The sequence below is a fragment of the Streptomyces fulvorobeus genome (assembly GCF_013167895.1).
Taxonomy (GTDB): domain Bacteria; phylum Actinomycetota; class Actinomycetes; order Streptomycetales; family Streptomycetaceae; genus Streptomyces; species Streptomyces fulvorobeus.
The window spans coordinates 3,962,741-3,976,550 of the sequence record NZ_BLWC01000001.1 but is presented as its reverse complement, the minus strand read 5'-3'; the positions used below and the strand labels follow the sequence as shown (position 1 = coordinate 3,976,550).

Genomic DNA, 13,810 nt, shown 5'->3' with positions numbered 1-13,810 from the left:
TAGCTTCCGGAGTGCTGAGTGAGTGGTGTCACAGCGCGACAGGGGTGGAGCGATGAGTGATCTGACCGTGACGGCCGATATCGACAGCCGTCTGGAGGGACACCGGGTCGAGCTGACCGGCTACTGCTACCGGATGCTCGGCTCGGCCTTCGAGGCCGAGGACGCGGTCCAGGACACGCTGGTGCGTGCCTGGCGCAACATCGACAAGTTCGAGGGACGCTCCTCGCTGCGCTCCTGGCTGTACCGCATCGCGACCAACGTCTGCCTGGACATGCTGAACGCGGGCAACAAGCGCGCCAGGCCGATGGACCTCACCGGGCCGACACCGCTGGCCCAGGCCGCGCTCAACCCGCGCCCGGAGAACACCTGGCTGGAACCGATGCCGGACGGCCGCATCCTGCCGTCGGTGGCCGATCCGGCGGAGGCCGCCGTGGCACGCGAGTCGGTGCGCCTGGCCTTCGTCGCGGCACTCCAGCACCTGCCGCCCCGACAGCGGGCCGTGCTCATCCTGCGCGAGGTGCTGGCCTGGAAGGCGAGCGAGGTCGCCGAGCTGCTGGACACCTCGGTCGCCTCGGTCAACAGCGCCCTCCAGCGGGCACGGGCGACGCTCACCGAGACGGAGGGGCGGGCCCCGGACACGGCGGACCCGCTTGACGAGGAGCAGCGCAAGCTCCTGGAGCGGTACGTGGCGGCCTTCGAGGGGTATGACATGGCGGCGCTGACCGCGCTGCTCCACGAGGACGCCGTGATGACCATGCCGCCGTTCGACCTCTGGCTCCAGGGGCACGACGACATCACCGGCTTCATGCTCTCCATGGGCGCGAGCTGCGCCGGTTCGCGCCTGGTGGCCACGGAGGCCAACGGGACCCCGGCGTTCGCGCACTACAAGCCGAATCCGGACGGTCCCGGGTTCGTGCCGTGGGCGGTGCAGGTCATCGACATCGAGGACGGGGCGATCACCGGGATGCACTGCTTCCTGGACACCCCCCGGTGGTTCCCGCTGTTCGGCCTGCCGGACCACCTGGACGCCGATCCGGTATGAGCGTCCGCCGCCCGGGCGTCGCGGTGGCTAGCCCGGCTCGCGGCCGGGCTGGGGACCGGGGCTCAGTGCCTCGGTCAGGCCGGTCAGTTCCAGGAGTGCCCGCAGGCCGGGAGGGACGTTGCGCAGGCGCAGTTCCCGGCCGCCCGCCCGTCGCGCGACCAGTCCGAGCCGGGCCACCGCCTCGACCAGTGCGAGGTCCGGGCGGTCGACTGCGCCCACGTCGCAGTCGACCGCCGCTGCGGGGTCGAGCCCGGCGGCCGCCGGGCCGTGCAGCAGCGTCTCCAGCTCGGCACAGAGGCCCGGCACATCGGCTCTGGTGACGCGGCCGGAGACGACGAGCTCTAACGGGGTCATGGCTTCCACACCAGGGAGACCGGCGCGCGGCCCGAAACTCATCGCGACCGCCGGGACGCTTCGTGCTGTCCCGGCGGGCCTTCGCGTGTGGTGCGGTTACGCGATGCGCTCGCGTACCACCGGGGTCGGGGTGAACTCCGTACCGGCCGGCGCGATGTCACAGGCGTCGGGCAGCGCCTTCAGCGCGTACTCGAACTTCTCCGGGGTGTCCGTGTGCAGCGTCAGCAAGGGCTGGCCGGCGGTGACGCTGTCGCCGGGCTTGGCGTGCATCTCGATGCCGGCGCCCGCCTGCACCGGGTCCTCCTTGCGCGCGCGGCCCGCGCCGAGGCGCCAGGCGGCGACGCCGACGCCGTAGGCATCGAGGCGGGTCAGTACGCCGGAGGAGCGCGCGGTCACCACGTGCTGCTCGCGGGCGACGGGCAGTTCGGCGTCCGGGTCACCGCCCTGGGCGGAGATCATGCGGCGCCAGACGTCCATGGCGGAGCCGTCCGCGAGGGCCTTCTCCGGGTCGGCGTCCTTGAGTCCCGCCGCGTCGAGCATCTCCCGGGCGAGGGCGAGGGTCAGGTCGATGACGTCCCGTGGGCCGCCGCCGGCCAGGACCTCGACGGATTCCCGTACCTCCAGGGCGTTGCCCGCCGTCAGTCCCAGCGGGGTCGACATGTCGGTGAGCAGGGCGACGGTCCGTACGCCGCTGTCGGTGCCCAGCGCGACCATGGTGGAGGCCAGTTCGCGGGCGTCGTCGATGGTCTTCATGAAGGCGCCGGAGCCGACCTTGACGTCCAGGACCAGCGCGCCGGTGCCCTCGGCGATCTTCTTCGACATGATCGAGCTGGCGATGAGCGGGATCGCCTCGACGGTCCCGGTGACGTCGCGGAGCGCGTACAGCTTCTTGTCGGCGGGGGCGAGGCCGTCACCCGCCGCGCAGATCACCGCGCCGGTGCCCTCCAGGACGCTCAGCATCTCCTCGTTGGAGAGGTGCGCGCGCCAGCCGGGGATGGACTCCAGCTTGTCGAGGGTGCCGCCGGTGTGGCCGAGCCCCCGGCCGCTGAGCTGCGGCACGGCCGCGCCGCAGGCGGCGACGAGCGGGGCCAGCGGCAGTGTGATCTTGTCGCCGACGCCACCGGTGGAGTGCTTGTCGGTGGTGGGGCGGGAGAGCGCGGCGAAGTCCATCCGCTCGCCCGACGCGATCATCGCGGCGGTCCAGCGGGCGATCTCGGTGCGGTTCATGCCGTTCAGCAGAATCGCCATGGCCAGCGCGGACATCTGCTCGTCGGCGACCTCGCCGCGGGTGTACGCGTCGATGACCCAGTCGATCTGTTCGGGTGTCAGCTCGCCGCGGTCCCGCTTGGTGCGGATGACGGAGATGGCGTCCATGGGGCGGGGAGTCCTTCCGGCCGGGTACGTACGCAGGAGTCCCGATGACTCTACGCGCATAGAGGGTGGAGCGAGTGAGGGGCGGGCCCGCGACGGACCCGCCCCTCACCCGGGAGAACGGCTTCAGGCCAGGTGCTGGGGCCCGAACGCCTGGGGCAGCATCTCGTCCAGCGTGCGGAACCCGTCCGGGGTCTCCAGGACGAGCTCCGGGCCGCCGAACTCGTACAGCAACTGCCTGCACCTGCCGCACGGGACCAGGACCGCGCCCGTCCCGTCCACGCAGGTGAAGTGGGTCAGCCGGCCGCCGCCCGTGGCGTGCAGCTGGGAGACCAGCCCGCACTCCGCGCACAGCCCGACGCCGTACGAGGCGTTCTCGACGTTGCAGCCGACGACCGTACGGCCGTCGTCGACGCGGGCCGCGACGCCGACCGGATACCCCGAGTACGGGGCGTACGCACGGGACATGGCCTCCCGGGCGGCCACGCGCAGGGCCTCCCAGTCGACGTCCGCGGCGGCCGTCACTTGCCCTGGCCCTTGCGGTAGCGCATGCCGTCCGCCTTCGGCATGCGCAGGCGCTGCGCGGACAGCGAGAGCACGAGGAGGGTGACGACGTACGGCGTGGCGCTGACGAACTCGGTCGGCACCGTGTCCGTGGCGAGGTACCAGATCAGCACGGCGGCGGCGATAACCGCGCTGATCACGCCCGGCACATAGCTCCTGCGGTACAGCTTCCAGGCCGCGAGGCCCGCCAGCATGACCACCAGGAGGAGCAGCAGCGCGTGGACGGACTCGCCGCCGTTGCGCAGCTGGAGCGCGTCGGCGAAGCCGAACAGTCCGGCGCCCATGGCGAGCCCGCCGGGACGCCAGTTACCGAAGATCATCGCGGCGAGCCCGATGTAGCCGCGTCCGCCGGTCTGGCCCTCGTTGTAGATGTGCGACGTGACCAGGGAGAGGAACGCGCCGCCGAGGCCGGCGAGGCCGCCGGAGACGATCACCGCGACGTACTTGTAGAAGTACACGTTGACGCCGAGCGACTCCGCCGCGACCGGGTTCTCGCCGCAGGAGCGCAGGCGCAGGCCGAACGAGGTCTTCCACAGGACGAAGAAGGTGCCCACGAAGAGGGCCACGGCGACCAGCGTCAGCAGCGAGACGTTGGTGACCAGGCCGCCGAGGATGCCGGCCACGTCCGAGACGAGGAACCAGTGGTGCTTCTCCAGGGAGTGCAGCCAGTCGGAGAGCCCCGGGACGGTCACGGTCGTGATGTCCTCGGCCGGCGGCGACTGCTTGGGGCTGCCGCCCTTCGCCGCGGCGTCACCGGTGTTGAACCACAGCTTGGCGAAGTAGGTGGTGAACCCGAGCGCCAGGATGTTGATGGCGATACCGGAGATGATGTGGTCGACACCGAAGGTGACGGTGGCGAAGGCGTGCAGCAGCCCGCCGAGCATGCCGCCGACGATGCCGGCGAGCACGCCGATCCACGGGTCGGTCTGCCAGCCTGCCCAGGCACCGAAGAAGGTGCCGAGGATCATCATTCCCTCAAGACCGATGTTGACCACACCGGCCCGCTCGGCCCACAGCCCGCCGAGGCCCGCGAGGCCGATCGGCACGGCCATCGCGAGGGCGGCGCTGATCTGGCCCGCCGATGTGACGTCCTGGGCGCCGGTGATGGCACGCACCGCGGACAGCGCGAGCAGGGCGCCCGCGATGATCAGGAGGATGACGGGGAACGAGAAGCGCGTGCGCCCGCCCTTGCCACCGGAAACCTTGGGGGCTGCGGGCGGCGGGGTGGAAGTCGCCGTGGCGGTCACGCCGACACCTCCTGCTGGTCGGAGTTACGGGCGGCCTGGGCGGCGAGTTCCGCGCCGACCTTGCTCTGCTGTCGCTTGAGGCCGTAGCGGCGGACGACTTCGTAGGCGATGACGACGCACAGGACGATGACGCCCTGGATGACGCCGACGATCTCCTTGTCGTACCCCTCGAACTCCAGCTTTCCGGTGCCGCGTTCGAGGAAGGCCCACAGGAGCGCGCCCAGGGCGATGCCCACCGGGTGGTTGCGGCCCAGGAGCGCGATGGCGATACCGGTGAAGCCGATGCCGACCGGGAAGTCGCCGCTGTACTCGAAGCTGTCGTTGAGCAGCGTCGGCATACCGATCAGACCGGCCATGGCGCCGGAGATGAGCATCGACGTGACGACCATCTTCTTCACGTCGACACCGCTGGCCTCGGCGGCCGAGCCGGACTGGCCGACGGTACGCAGGTCGAAGCCGAAGCGGGTGCGCGCGAGCGCGAACCAGTAGGCGACGCCCGCGACGACCGCGACGACGATGAAGCCCCACACCGGGGTCGGGGTGGTCGGGAACTCGAAGAAGCGCGAGGACTCCGGGAGCGGAGTGGTCGAGATCTTCGTGCCGGCCTCGTCGAGGTGGCCGAGCCGGCCCTGCTGGAGCAGATAACCGATGATCGCCGTGGCGATGGCGTTGAGCATGATCGTCGAGACGACCTCGCTGACACCCCGGGTGACCTTCAGGACACCGGCGATACCGGCCCACATCGCGCCGACGATCATCGCGGTGAGGATGATCAGCGGGATCTGGAGGGCACCCGGCAGGGTCAGCGCGCCGCCGAGGGCGGCGGCGAAGAAGGCGGCGAGGCGGTACTGGCCGTCGACACCGATGTTGAACAGGTTCATCCGGAAGCCGACGGCGACCGCGAGACCCGCGAGGTAGTAGGTCGTGCCCTTGTTCAGGATGTAGACCTGGCTGTCCGCCTTCAGCCCGTAGTCGAACATGATGCCGAAGGCGTTGAACGGTGCCTTGCCCGTCGCGGCCAGGACCAGCGCGGTCACCAGGAAGGCGACCACGATCGCGAGCAGCGGGGCCGCGATCCCCAGGAGCAGACGCTCCTTGTCGAACTTCTTCATCGGTCCTCTCCCCCGTCGGGGTCGTTCACGGCGCGGGTGTCGTCCGCGCCTGCCGGGGCTGCCAGGTGTCCGCCTGCCGCGCCCGTCATGGCGGAGCCGAGCTCCTCGGGGGTGATCGTCGCAGGGTCGGCGTCGGCGACCAGACGGCCGCGGTACATCACGCGCAGGGTGTCGGAGAGCCCGATCAGCTCGTCGAGGTCGGCGGAGATGAGCAGCACCGCGAGGCCCTCACGGCGCGCTTCGCGGATCTGGTCCCAGATCTGCGCCTGCGCGCCGACGTCCACCCCCCGGGTGGGGTGGGCGGCGATCAGCAGTCTGGGGCTGTGGCTCATCTCGCGGCCGACGATCAGCTTCTGCTGGTTGCCGCCGGAGAGCGAGGCCGCGGTGACCTCGATGCCGGGGGTACGGACGTCGTACTCGCGCACGATCCGCTCGGTGTCGGCGCGGGCCGCCTTCAGGTCGAGGAAGGCGCCCTTGCTGTTGGGGCGTTCGGTGACGTGGCCGAGGATGCGGTTCTCCCAGAGGGGGGCCTCCAGGAGCAGACCGTGCCGGTGGCGGTCCTCCGGGATGACGGCCATGCCGCCCTCGCGGCGCTTGCGGGTCGCGGTGCGGGAGATGTCCGCGCCGTCGAGCGTGAGGACACCGGTGTCCAGGGGTCGCATGCCCATGATGGCGTCGACCAGCTCGGACTGCCCGTTGCCCTCGACGCCCGCGATGCCGAGCACCTCACCCTTGTGGATGGTGAAGGAGACGCCGTCGAGCACGGCGCGCACCACCCCGTCCGGGTCGGTGGCGGTCAGCCGCAGGTCGTCGACGGTCAGCATGGGGACGTCGGTGACCGTGGACTCGCGGGTCTCCGGGGACGGCAGCTCGCTGCCGACCATGAGCTCGGCGAGCTGCTTGGTCGTGGTGTGCGCCGGGTCGGCGGTGCCCACCGTCGTACCGCGCCTGATGACCGTGATCTCGTCGGCCACCGAGAGCACCTCGCCCAGCTTGTGCGAGATGAAGATGACGGTGAGTCCCTCGGCCTTGAGCTCGCGGAGGTTGTCGAACAGCGCGTCGACCTCCTGCGGGACGAGGACGGCGGTGGGCTCGTCGAGGATCAGCGTGCGCGCGCCGCGGTAGAGGACCTTGAGGATCTCCACCCGCTGGCGGTCGGCGACCCCGAGATCCTCGACCATGGCGTCCGGGCGGACCCCGAGGCCGTACGCGTCCGAGATCTCCCTGATCCTGGCGCGGGCCCGGTCCCCGATGCCGTACAGCTTCTCGGAGCCGAGGACGACGTTCTCCAGGACGGTCAGGTAGTCGGCGAGCATGAAGTGCTGGTGCACCATGCCGATGCCGCGGGCGATGGCGTCCCCGGGGTTGCCGAAGGAGACCTGCTCGCCGTCGACCGCGATGGTGCCCTCGTCCGGCTTCTGCATGCCGTACAGGATCTTCATCAGAGTGGACTTGCCGGCGCCGTTCTCGCCGACGAGGGCGTGCACGGTGCCGCGGCTCACGGTGATGTCGATGTCGTGGTTGGCCACGACCCCGGGGAATCGCTTGGTGATGCCGCGGAGCTCGACGGCATGAGGACTGCTGGACGCTTTGATGGCGCACTCTCCTTGGCAGGAGCGGAGGGCGGTGGGCGGTGACTGGGTACGGGGGCGTGGCGAAAACTACCGTGCCCCGGGCGCGCTACGCGCGTAGCGCCACCGAATCGTTGAACACCTGACGGCAGGTGGCGGTGGGGAGGCGTGAGGCGATCTTGCCGCATGCGAATCGGGGCCCGGAGGCGCGGCCGAAGCCGCTCCGCCGGGCCCCGAGTCAGCAGGCGGGGTCAGAGGGTGGTCTTGACCTTGATGGTGCCGTCGACGATCTTCTTCTTGGCTTCGTCGAGCTTGGCCTGGATGTCCTTGAGGTGGTCACCCGTGGTGGTCAGGCTGACGCCGTCCTTGGCGAGGGAGTACGCCTGCGTGCCGGTCAGCGGCTTGCCGTCGTGGACGGACTTCGACAGGTCGTAGACACCGGCGTCGACGTTCTTGACGACCGAGGTAAGGATCGTGGCCGCGTACTTCGACAGGGCCGGGTCCTTGGCCTGGTCGGAGTCGACGCCGATGGACCAGGCGCCGGGCTTGCCCGCGACGGCCTCGATGGAACCGGCACCGGAACCGCCCGCGGCGGCGAAGACGACGTCCGCGCCCTTGTCGAGCATGCCCTTGGCGGCGGCCTTGCCCTTGTCGGGGCTGCCGAAGCCGGAGAGGTCCGAGCCCGTGGACAGGTACTGGATCTGCACCTTGGCCTTCGGGTTCGTCTCCAGGACGCCCTGCTGGAAGCCCGCGGCGAACTTCTTGATCAGCGGCAGGTCGACGCCGCCGATGAAACCGATCTGGCCGTCCTTGGACTTCAGCGCCGCCGCGACACCGGCGAGGTAGGAGCCCTGCTCCTCGGTGAAGACGATGTTGGCCACGTTCTTCGCCTCGGCGACCGAGTCGACCAGGCCGAAGCTGACGTCCGGGTACTTGGGCGCGATCTTGTCGATCGCGTCCTTGTACGCGAAGCCCACCGCGACGACCGGGTTGAAACCGCCCTCGGCGAGGGACTGCAGACGCGTCTCGCGGTCGGCGGGCGTCTCGCCGCTCTTGGCGGTGAGCTCCTTGGTCTCGGCGTCGAACTCGGCCTTGGCCTTGTCCAGGCCGCGGGCCGCGGAGTCGTTGAACGAGTTGTCGCCACGGCCGCCGACGTCGTAGGCCATGCCGATCTTCATCTGGTCCTTGTCGGAACCGGTGTCCTCGGTGGAGGAGTCGCCGCACGCGGTGGCGGTGAAGGCGAGGGCCGCGGTGACGGTGCACGCGACAGCAAACTTGGATACCCGGCGCAAGGGAAGGCTCCTTCAAACCTGACCGAAGCGCCTCTTCCGGCGCTGGTTTCGCGGCGATCGTAACGCGCGTAGATGTCAGAAAAGGGCCTGTACGGAAGCCGTTACCGGATCGTCGCGAACAGGAGGTGACCTGTCCGGTTACGTGCGGTTGCCTTCGAGCAACGCGGCGGCCGTGAAGAGCTCCACTCCGACCGTGATCGCCTCCTCGTCGGCGTCGAAGTCCCCGCGGTGCAGGTCGAGGCCGCGCGTGTCCCCCGGAGTGCGCACCCCCAGCCGTGCCATCGCGCCCGGCACGTGCTCCAGGTACCAGGAGAAGTCCTCACCGCCGAGGCTCTGTTCGGTGTCCTCGATCGCGTAGGAACCGCGTCGTTCCGCCATCGCGGCGCCCAGCAGATCGATCGACTCCGCGTCGTTCACGACGGGCGGCACACCGCGCACGTAATCGATCACCGTCTTCGCCCCGTACATTTCGGCCACCTCGCCGATGGCCGCGTGCACCAGGTCGGGCGCCGCGCGCCAGGCCGCCAGATCCAGGCAGCGCACCGTTCCGGACAGCTCGGCGTGTTGCGGGATCACGTTGCAGGTGTGACCGGTCTCCAGCCGCCCCCAGGTGAGGGCGAGGCCGGAGCGCGCGTCCACCCGGCGGCCGAGCAGCGCCGGCACCTCGGTGGCGACCTTGGCGGCTGCGGTGACCAGGTCCGTGGTCAGGTGCGGCCGGGCGGTGTGTCCGCCGGGCCCGTCCAGGGAGATCTCCAGCCGGTCGCAGGCGGAGGTGATCGCCCCGGCGCGCAGTCCGATCCGCCCGACGTCGACGCGCGGATCGCAGTGCACCCCGATGATCCGCCCCACGTCCTCCAGCACTCCCGACTCGATCGCGTCGCTCGCGCCGCCGGGCAGCACCTCCTCGGCGGGCTGGAAGATCAGCCGCACCGCGTTCGGCAGGAGGCCGTCACGGTCGAGCGCGTCGAGCACCAGGCCGGCGCCGAGGACGGTGGTGGTGTGGATGTCGTGCCCGCAGGCGTGCGCCCGGTCGGGCACGGTGGACCGGTAGGGCACGCCCGCCTTGGTGTCCGGGATGGGGAGCGCGTCGATGTCCGCGCGCAGCGCCAGCATGGGCCGTACGCCGTCCCACGTGCCGACGTCGCACACCACGCCGGTCCCGGTGGACAGGACACGGGGTCGGAGCCCGGCCGCCTCCAGCCGGGCCATGATGGCCGCCGTCGTACGGAACTCCTGGTTGCCGAGCTCTGGGTGCATGTGCAGGTCACGCCGGAACGCGACGAGCTCCAGCCGGAGCTCGTCGGGCAGCGTGCCGGGCATCGACCCTCCCCTGGTCCGGTCGACCGGGTTCTCGGGGCGGGAGGCGCGGGACTTCAACTGGTTCACCTTGTGAAGAGTATGGCCCATCACGCCCGGACCAGCCATGGACCGGAAAATTTCAGCCGCATAGACGAAGAAAAGTTGGTTCGAGGCGAATGACGTGGGTGCCAAAGGGGTACAACGCTCTGCCGCGTCGGTGCGACCGGGGCGGAGCGCCCTCCCCCTGAGGGGCCGGCGCGGACGCGGAGGGCCACCGGGCGCGGATCAGCGCCTTGGCGATGTCGTTGTACTTCTCGTGGTCTCCCCGCCCGGCGGGTTGTTCCCGCCCGGATTGCCGCCCGCGTCCCACAGGTGGATGAGGGAGACGGTCCGCACGGAGTGGGCGTTGTCCTGGTTGGCCTTGTGCCACATCGTCCGAGTCGCGTACGGGGGTCATGCCGCCGCCGACGCCGGTGTGGCAGTAGGCGACCGCGCCGCGTCCACCCTCGGGTCCACCACGTCGTAGTGGCGCGTCTCCCAGTACGCGCTGGTCTGGATCAGCGCCTTGCGCATGGCGTACCACTATGCCTGATACGCAGCTGATTTCGTGACGTGCACATGGTCGAACCGGTACCGAATGACACATGTGATCGACGCTTGCGGAGCCCATGAGCGAGGCAGGGGCCGGTTGGTCAGGCTTCCCCCACCGCCGTGGAAGTGACCCGCCACGGCGACAGCCGCTGGACGTCGCGGGCGGTCTCCGTGACGCCGCTCAGGAAGCCCTGGGCGCGCGGGGACGCCGTGTCCCGGAGCCATTCCGGGGCGATGTCGCAGACCGCGACCTTCACCCCCGTGCCCGCCAGGGCCAGCGGCAGGGTGTGGACCACCGTGGACGGGAAGCTCAGGACCGTGTGGCCGATGGGGCCGCGGCGGGCTATGAGTTCGAGGGGAGGTCGGGGCGGACGATCTCCAGACCGGTGGCCGCCTCCAGGGCGTGGAGCTTGTCCGCGGACTCGCGGCGGTGCGCGAAGTAGCGCGTCGCGTTGTGCGTGCGGGCCAGGGCGAGGACCGCCTCCTGGTACGGGACGGGGTCGACCACGCCCGTCTCCACCAGGGAGGTGCCGACCAGGTCGGCGCCCTTGGTGATCAGGGGCGGGCCGAACCGCGCACGCGTCCAGGCGAACTCGTTCGGGGTCACCACGATGCCGGGCGGAGCCTCGACCGGCATCGCGGTGAACACCTCGACCATGTGGGTCGCCGTGGGGGTGAAGCGGCGGCGGGCGGCGGCCGTGACCGGGGCCAGTACCAGTTCGCGCGGGCCCTTGCCGCCACCCCTGCGGTGCCAGCGCACGAGGCGTTCGCCCCGCGCCAGCTGGGCCACGAACTCCATGGTGGCCGTGCCGTCGTCGACGACCGTGAGACGCCGGGCGCGGACCATCGTGAGGAGGAGCTGTACGTAGCGGGAGAACGGGTCGCCTATGACGACGTGCTCCGCCCGGCGGACGAGACCCGCCAGGGCGCGCAGGCTCTTCAGGGGCGCGCCGGCCTCACCGCGCGCCTCCTGCCATCGGACGGTGATGCCCTCGTCGCGGGCCAGCTCCGCCATCCGGCGCAGCTGACCGCGCGACATCGGGTCGACCGGGGGAGGACGACGACCGTGGTGGTGGTCGCGTCGGGTCCTCCCCTTGCGTGGGTCCACTCCAGGACGTTCAGGAGCTGGACCGGGCTCTCGACGAAGGCGAGGTTCACCGGTCGGCGCTCAGACCGTGGCCGGCTCGGCGGTCGCGTCGCTCTCGGCGACGACGCCCGTGACACGGCGGAGCTTCTTCATCGGGCCGAGCTCCGACTCGTACACCTTCTTGACGCCGTCACCGAGGGACGCCTCGATCGTGCGGATGTCACGGACCAGGCGGGACAGGCCCTGCGGCTCGACGGAAGCGGCCTGGTCGGAGCCCCACATGGCGCGGTCGAGGGTGATGTGGCGCTCGACGAAGGCGGCGCCGAGCGCGACGGCGGCCAGCGTGGTCTGGAGGCCCGTCTCGTGGCCGCTGTAGCCGATCGGGACGTTGGGGTACTCCTGCTGGAGGGTGTTGATCACCCGGAGGTTCAGCTCCTCCGCCTTCGCCGGGTACGTCGAGGTGGCGTGGCAGAGCAGGATGTTGTCCGAGCCCAGGACCTCCACCGCGTGGCGGATCTGGCGCGGGGTCGACATGCCGGTGGAGAGGATGACCGTGCGGCCGGTCGCGCGGAGCGCGCGCAGCAGCTCGTCGTCGGTGAGCGAGGCGGAGGCCACCTTGTGGGCGGGGACGTCGAACTTCTCCAGGAAGGCGACGGCCTCGGTGTCCCACGGGGAGGCGAACCAGTCGATGCCGCGCTTGGCGCAGTGGTCGGCGATGGTGCGGTACTCGTCCTCGCCGAACTCGACGCGGTGGCGGTAGTCGATGTAGGTCATCCGGCCCCAGGGCGTGTCGCGCTCGATGTCCCACTGGTCGCGCGGGGTGCAGATCTCCGGGGTGCGCTTCTGGAACTTCACGGCGTCGCAGCCGGCTTCGGCGGCCACGTCGATCAGCGCGAGGGCGTTGTCCAGGTCACCGTTGTGGTTGATGCCGATCTCACCGGTGATGTAGACGGGCTGGCCGGGGCCCGCGGTGCGGGTGCCGAACGTGCGCAGACGGGAGGCGTTGCTCATGGTGGTGCGTTCCTTACTTGGTGGGGGTGGTGCCAGGGGTGGTGGTGAGGGTGGGGCCCAGGAGCCAGGCCGCGATCTCGCGGATGGCGCCGTAGCCGCCGGGTGTGGTCGTGACGGCGCGCGCTGCGGCGCGTACCGAGTCGTGGGCGCTGGCGACCGCGACGGGCCATCCGGCGAGGCCGAAGCAGGGCAGGTCGTTGACGTCGTTGCCGACGTACAGGACGCGCTCCGGCGCGATGGACTGCTCCTCGCACCACTGCTTCAGCGCCTCGTCCTTGCGGTCGATGCCGTGCAGGACGGGGACCTGGAGCTTGCGGGCGCGGGCGGCGACGACCGGGTTCTGTTCCGTGGAGAGGATCAGCAGCGGCATGCCCGCCCTGCGCAGGGCCGCGATGCCCAGGCCGTCGCCCCGGTGGACGGCGACCGTCTCGCGTCCGTCGGAGTCGATCATGACCCGGTCGTCGGTCTGCGTGCCGTCGAAGTCGAGGACGACGGCGTCGATGTCCGCGCGGGTGGGCAGCGGTGAGGGGTCCAGGAGGGGAGCGAGGGCGCGGGCGCGGGCCAGGTCGTGCGGGTCGTCGATCTCCAGCACCCGGGCCGGGTCGGTGCGCACCAGCGCGGTGTGGCCGAAGAAGCGGTGGCGGTGGGTACGGAAGCCGGGCACGGCCATGGCGTACGCGGCGCCGGTCTCCAGGAGGTCCTGCGGGCGGTCCTGGCGGCGGGGGCGTACGGCCTTGTCGTGGTTGACGCCGTAGGTGTCGTCCTCCACGGCGTGGCCGTCGCGCCAGACGAAGCCGTGGAAGGGGGCGACGGTGACGGCCGTGTCGGCGCCCTCCCGGGCGACCGCGGCGGCGACGCCGTCGATGTCCTCGCGGGTGACGAACGGGCTGGTGCACTGCACCAGGAGCACCACGTCGGCGGTCCTGCCGGGCAGTTCCTCGTAGCTGTCGAGCGCGTGCAGGACGGCTGCCTCGCTGGTCGCGGTGTCCCCGGCGATGGCCTGGGGGCGCTGTACGCAGTGCAGCCTGGCGGCCTCGCCGAGCGCGGCGGCCGCGTCCGCCGCCGCTTCGGCGATGGCCGGGTCGTCGGTGGTGACGACGACGTCGGTGACCTCGGCGGAGCCGAGACAGGCGCGGACGGCACGGGCGACCAGGGGGATGCCGCCGACCTGGGCGAGGTTCTTGGCGGGGACGCCCTTGGATCCGCCGCGGGCGGGGATCACCGCGAGCACGGTCGGGGCGGGCGTCTGGGTCGGCGTCATCGAGGCTC

The 13,810-nt window shown here is 70.9% G+C and carries 12 protein-coding genes and 1 pseudogene; 1 reads left to right on the top strand and 12 read right to left on the bottom strand.

The genetic code is table 11. The annotated features are described in order from the left end of the window. Positions 1-52: 52 nt before the first annotated feature. On the top strand, positions 53-1,042 hold the full coding sequence (locus Sfulv_RS18120) for a sigma-70 family RNA polymerase sigma factor (RefSeq protein WP_173315353.1): 990 nt from the start codon (positions 53-55) through the stop codon (positions 1,040-1,042). A gap of 27 nt (positions 1,043-1,069) precedes the next feature. Here the strand turns inward: Sfulv_RS18120 and Sfulv_RS18115 are convergent, their stop codons facing one another. From Sfulv_RS18115 to Sfulv_RS18060, 12 genes and pseudogenes are all read right to left on the bottom strand, one after another. Continuing rightward, the gene (locus tag Sfulv_RS18115) at positions 1,070-1,438 is read right to left on the bottom strand and encodes an STAS domain-containing protein (protein ID WP_173315350.1); all 369 of its coding nucleotides are present in this window, start codon (positions 1,436-1,438) and stop codon (positions 1,070-1,072) included. Between the two features lie 54 nt (positions 1,439-1,492). Next, positions 1,493-2,770, bottom strand: a complete 1,278-nt coding sequence (locus tag Sfulv_RS18110; RefSeq protein ID WP_173315347.1) for a thymidine phosphorylase — start codon at positions 2,768-2,770, stop codon at positions 1,493-1,495. Between the two features lie 123 nt (positions 2,771-2,893). Continuing rightward, positions 2,894-3,292, bottom strand: a complete 399-nt coding sequence (locus Sfulv_RS18105) for a cytidine deaminase (protein WP_173315344.1) — start codon at positions 3,290-3,292, stop codon at positions 2,894-2,896. Next, positions 3,289-4,578 (bottom strand): ABC transporter permease, encoded by a 1,290-nt coding sequence (locus tag Sfulv_RS18100; RefSeq protein ID WP_173315341.1) that lies wholly within the window; start codon positions 4,576-4,578, stop codon positions 3,289-3,291. Before Sfulv_RS18100 ends, Sfulv_RS18105 begins: the two co-directional genes overlap by 4 nt. Further along, complete coding sequence (locus Sfulv_RS18095; RefSeq protein ID WP_173315338.1) at positions 4,575-5,690, bottom strand: ABC transporter permease; 1,116 nt, start codon at positions 5,688-5,690, stop codon at positions 4,575-4,577. Before Sfulv_RS18095 ends, Sfulv_RS18100 begins: the two co-directional genes overlap by 4 nt. Continuing rightward, positions 5,687-7,285 (bottom strand): ABC transporter ATP-binding protein, encoded by a 1,599-nt coding sequence (locus tag Sfulv_RS18090; protein WP_173317970.1) that lies wholly within the window; start codon positions 7,283-7,285, stop codon positions 5,687-5,689. Before Sfulv_RS18090 ends, Sfulv_RS18095 begins: the two co-directional genes overlap by 4 nt. Positions 7,286-7,512: 227 nt before the next feature. Then, entirely contained in the window at positions 7,513-8,553 is a 1,041-nt protein-coding gene (locus Sfulv_RS18085; protein WP_173315335.1) for a BMP family lipoprotein, read from the bottom strand. 138 nt (positions 8,554-8,691) lie between these two features. Further along, on the bottom strand, positions 8,692-9,930 hold the full coding sequence (locus tag Sfulv_RS18080; RefSeq protein WP_246353693.1) for an amidohydrolase: 1,239 nt from the start codon (positions 9,928-9,930) through the stop codon (positions 8,692-8,694). Positions 9,931-10,137: 207 nt separating this feature from the next. Further along, complete coding sequence (locus Sfulv_RS30545) at positions 10,138-10,284, bottom strand: hypothetical protein (RefSeq protein ID WP_256668977.1); 147 nt, start codon at positions 10,282-10,284, stop codon at positions 10,138-10,140. A 260-nt stretch (positions 10,285-10,544) separates the two neighbouring features. Next, positions 10,545-11,601, bottom strand: a pseudogene (locus tag Sfulv_RS18070) (hypothetical protein). A 10-nt stretch (positions 11,602-11,611) separates the two neighbouring features. Further along, positions 11,612-12,541, bottom strand: coding sequence for an N-acetylneuraminate synthase family protein (locus Sfulv_RS18065; protein ID WP_173315329.1), 930 nt, complete (start codon positions 12,539-12,541; stop codon positions 11,612-11,614). Between the two features lie 13 nt (positions 12,542-12,554). Continuing rightward, complete coding sequence (locus tag Sfulv_RS18060; RefSeq protein WP_173315326.1) at positions 12,555-13,802, bottom strand: acylneuraminate cytidylyltransferase; 1,248 nt, start codon at positions 13,800-13,802, stop codon at positions 12,555-12,557. Between the last annotated feature and the right edge of the window lie 8 nt (positions 13,803-13,810).

Bases quoted from the DNA above. Each gene is read 5' to 3' on its own strand.
- Sfulv_RS18120 (WP_173315353.1), top strand. From the start codon at position 53: ATGAGTGATCTGACCGTGACGGCCGATATCGACAGCCGTCTGGAGGGA.
- Sfulv_RS18115 (WP_173315350.1), bottom strand. From the start codon at position 1,438: ATGAGTTTCGGGCCGCGCGCCGGTCTCCCTGGTGTGGAAGCCATGACC.
- Sfulv_RS18110 (WP_173315347.1), bottom strand. From the start codon at position 2,770: ATGGACGCCATCTCCGTCATCCGCACCAAGCGGGACCGCGGCGAGCTG.
- Sfulv_RS18095 (WP_173315338.1), bottom strand. From the start codon at position 5,690: ATGAAGAAGTTCGACAAGGAGCGTCTGCTCCTGGGGATCGCGGCCCCG.
- Sfulv_RS30545 (WP_256668977.1), bottom strand. From the start codon at position 10,284: ATGTGGCACAAGGCCAACCAGGACAACGCCCACTCCGTGCGGACCGTC.
- Sfulv_RS18065 (WP_173315329.1), bottom strand. From the start codon at position 12,541: ATGAGCAACGCCTCCCGTCTGCGCACGTTCGGCACCCGCACCGCGGGC.
- Sfulv_RS18060 (WP_173315326.1), bottom strand. From the start codon at position 13,802: ATGACGCCGACCCAGACGCCCGCCCCGACCGTGCTCGCGGTGATCCCC.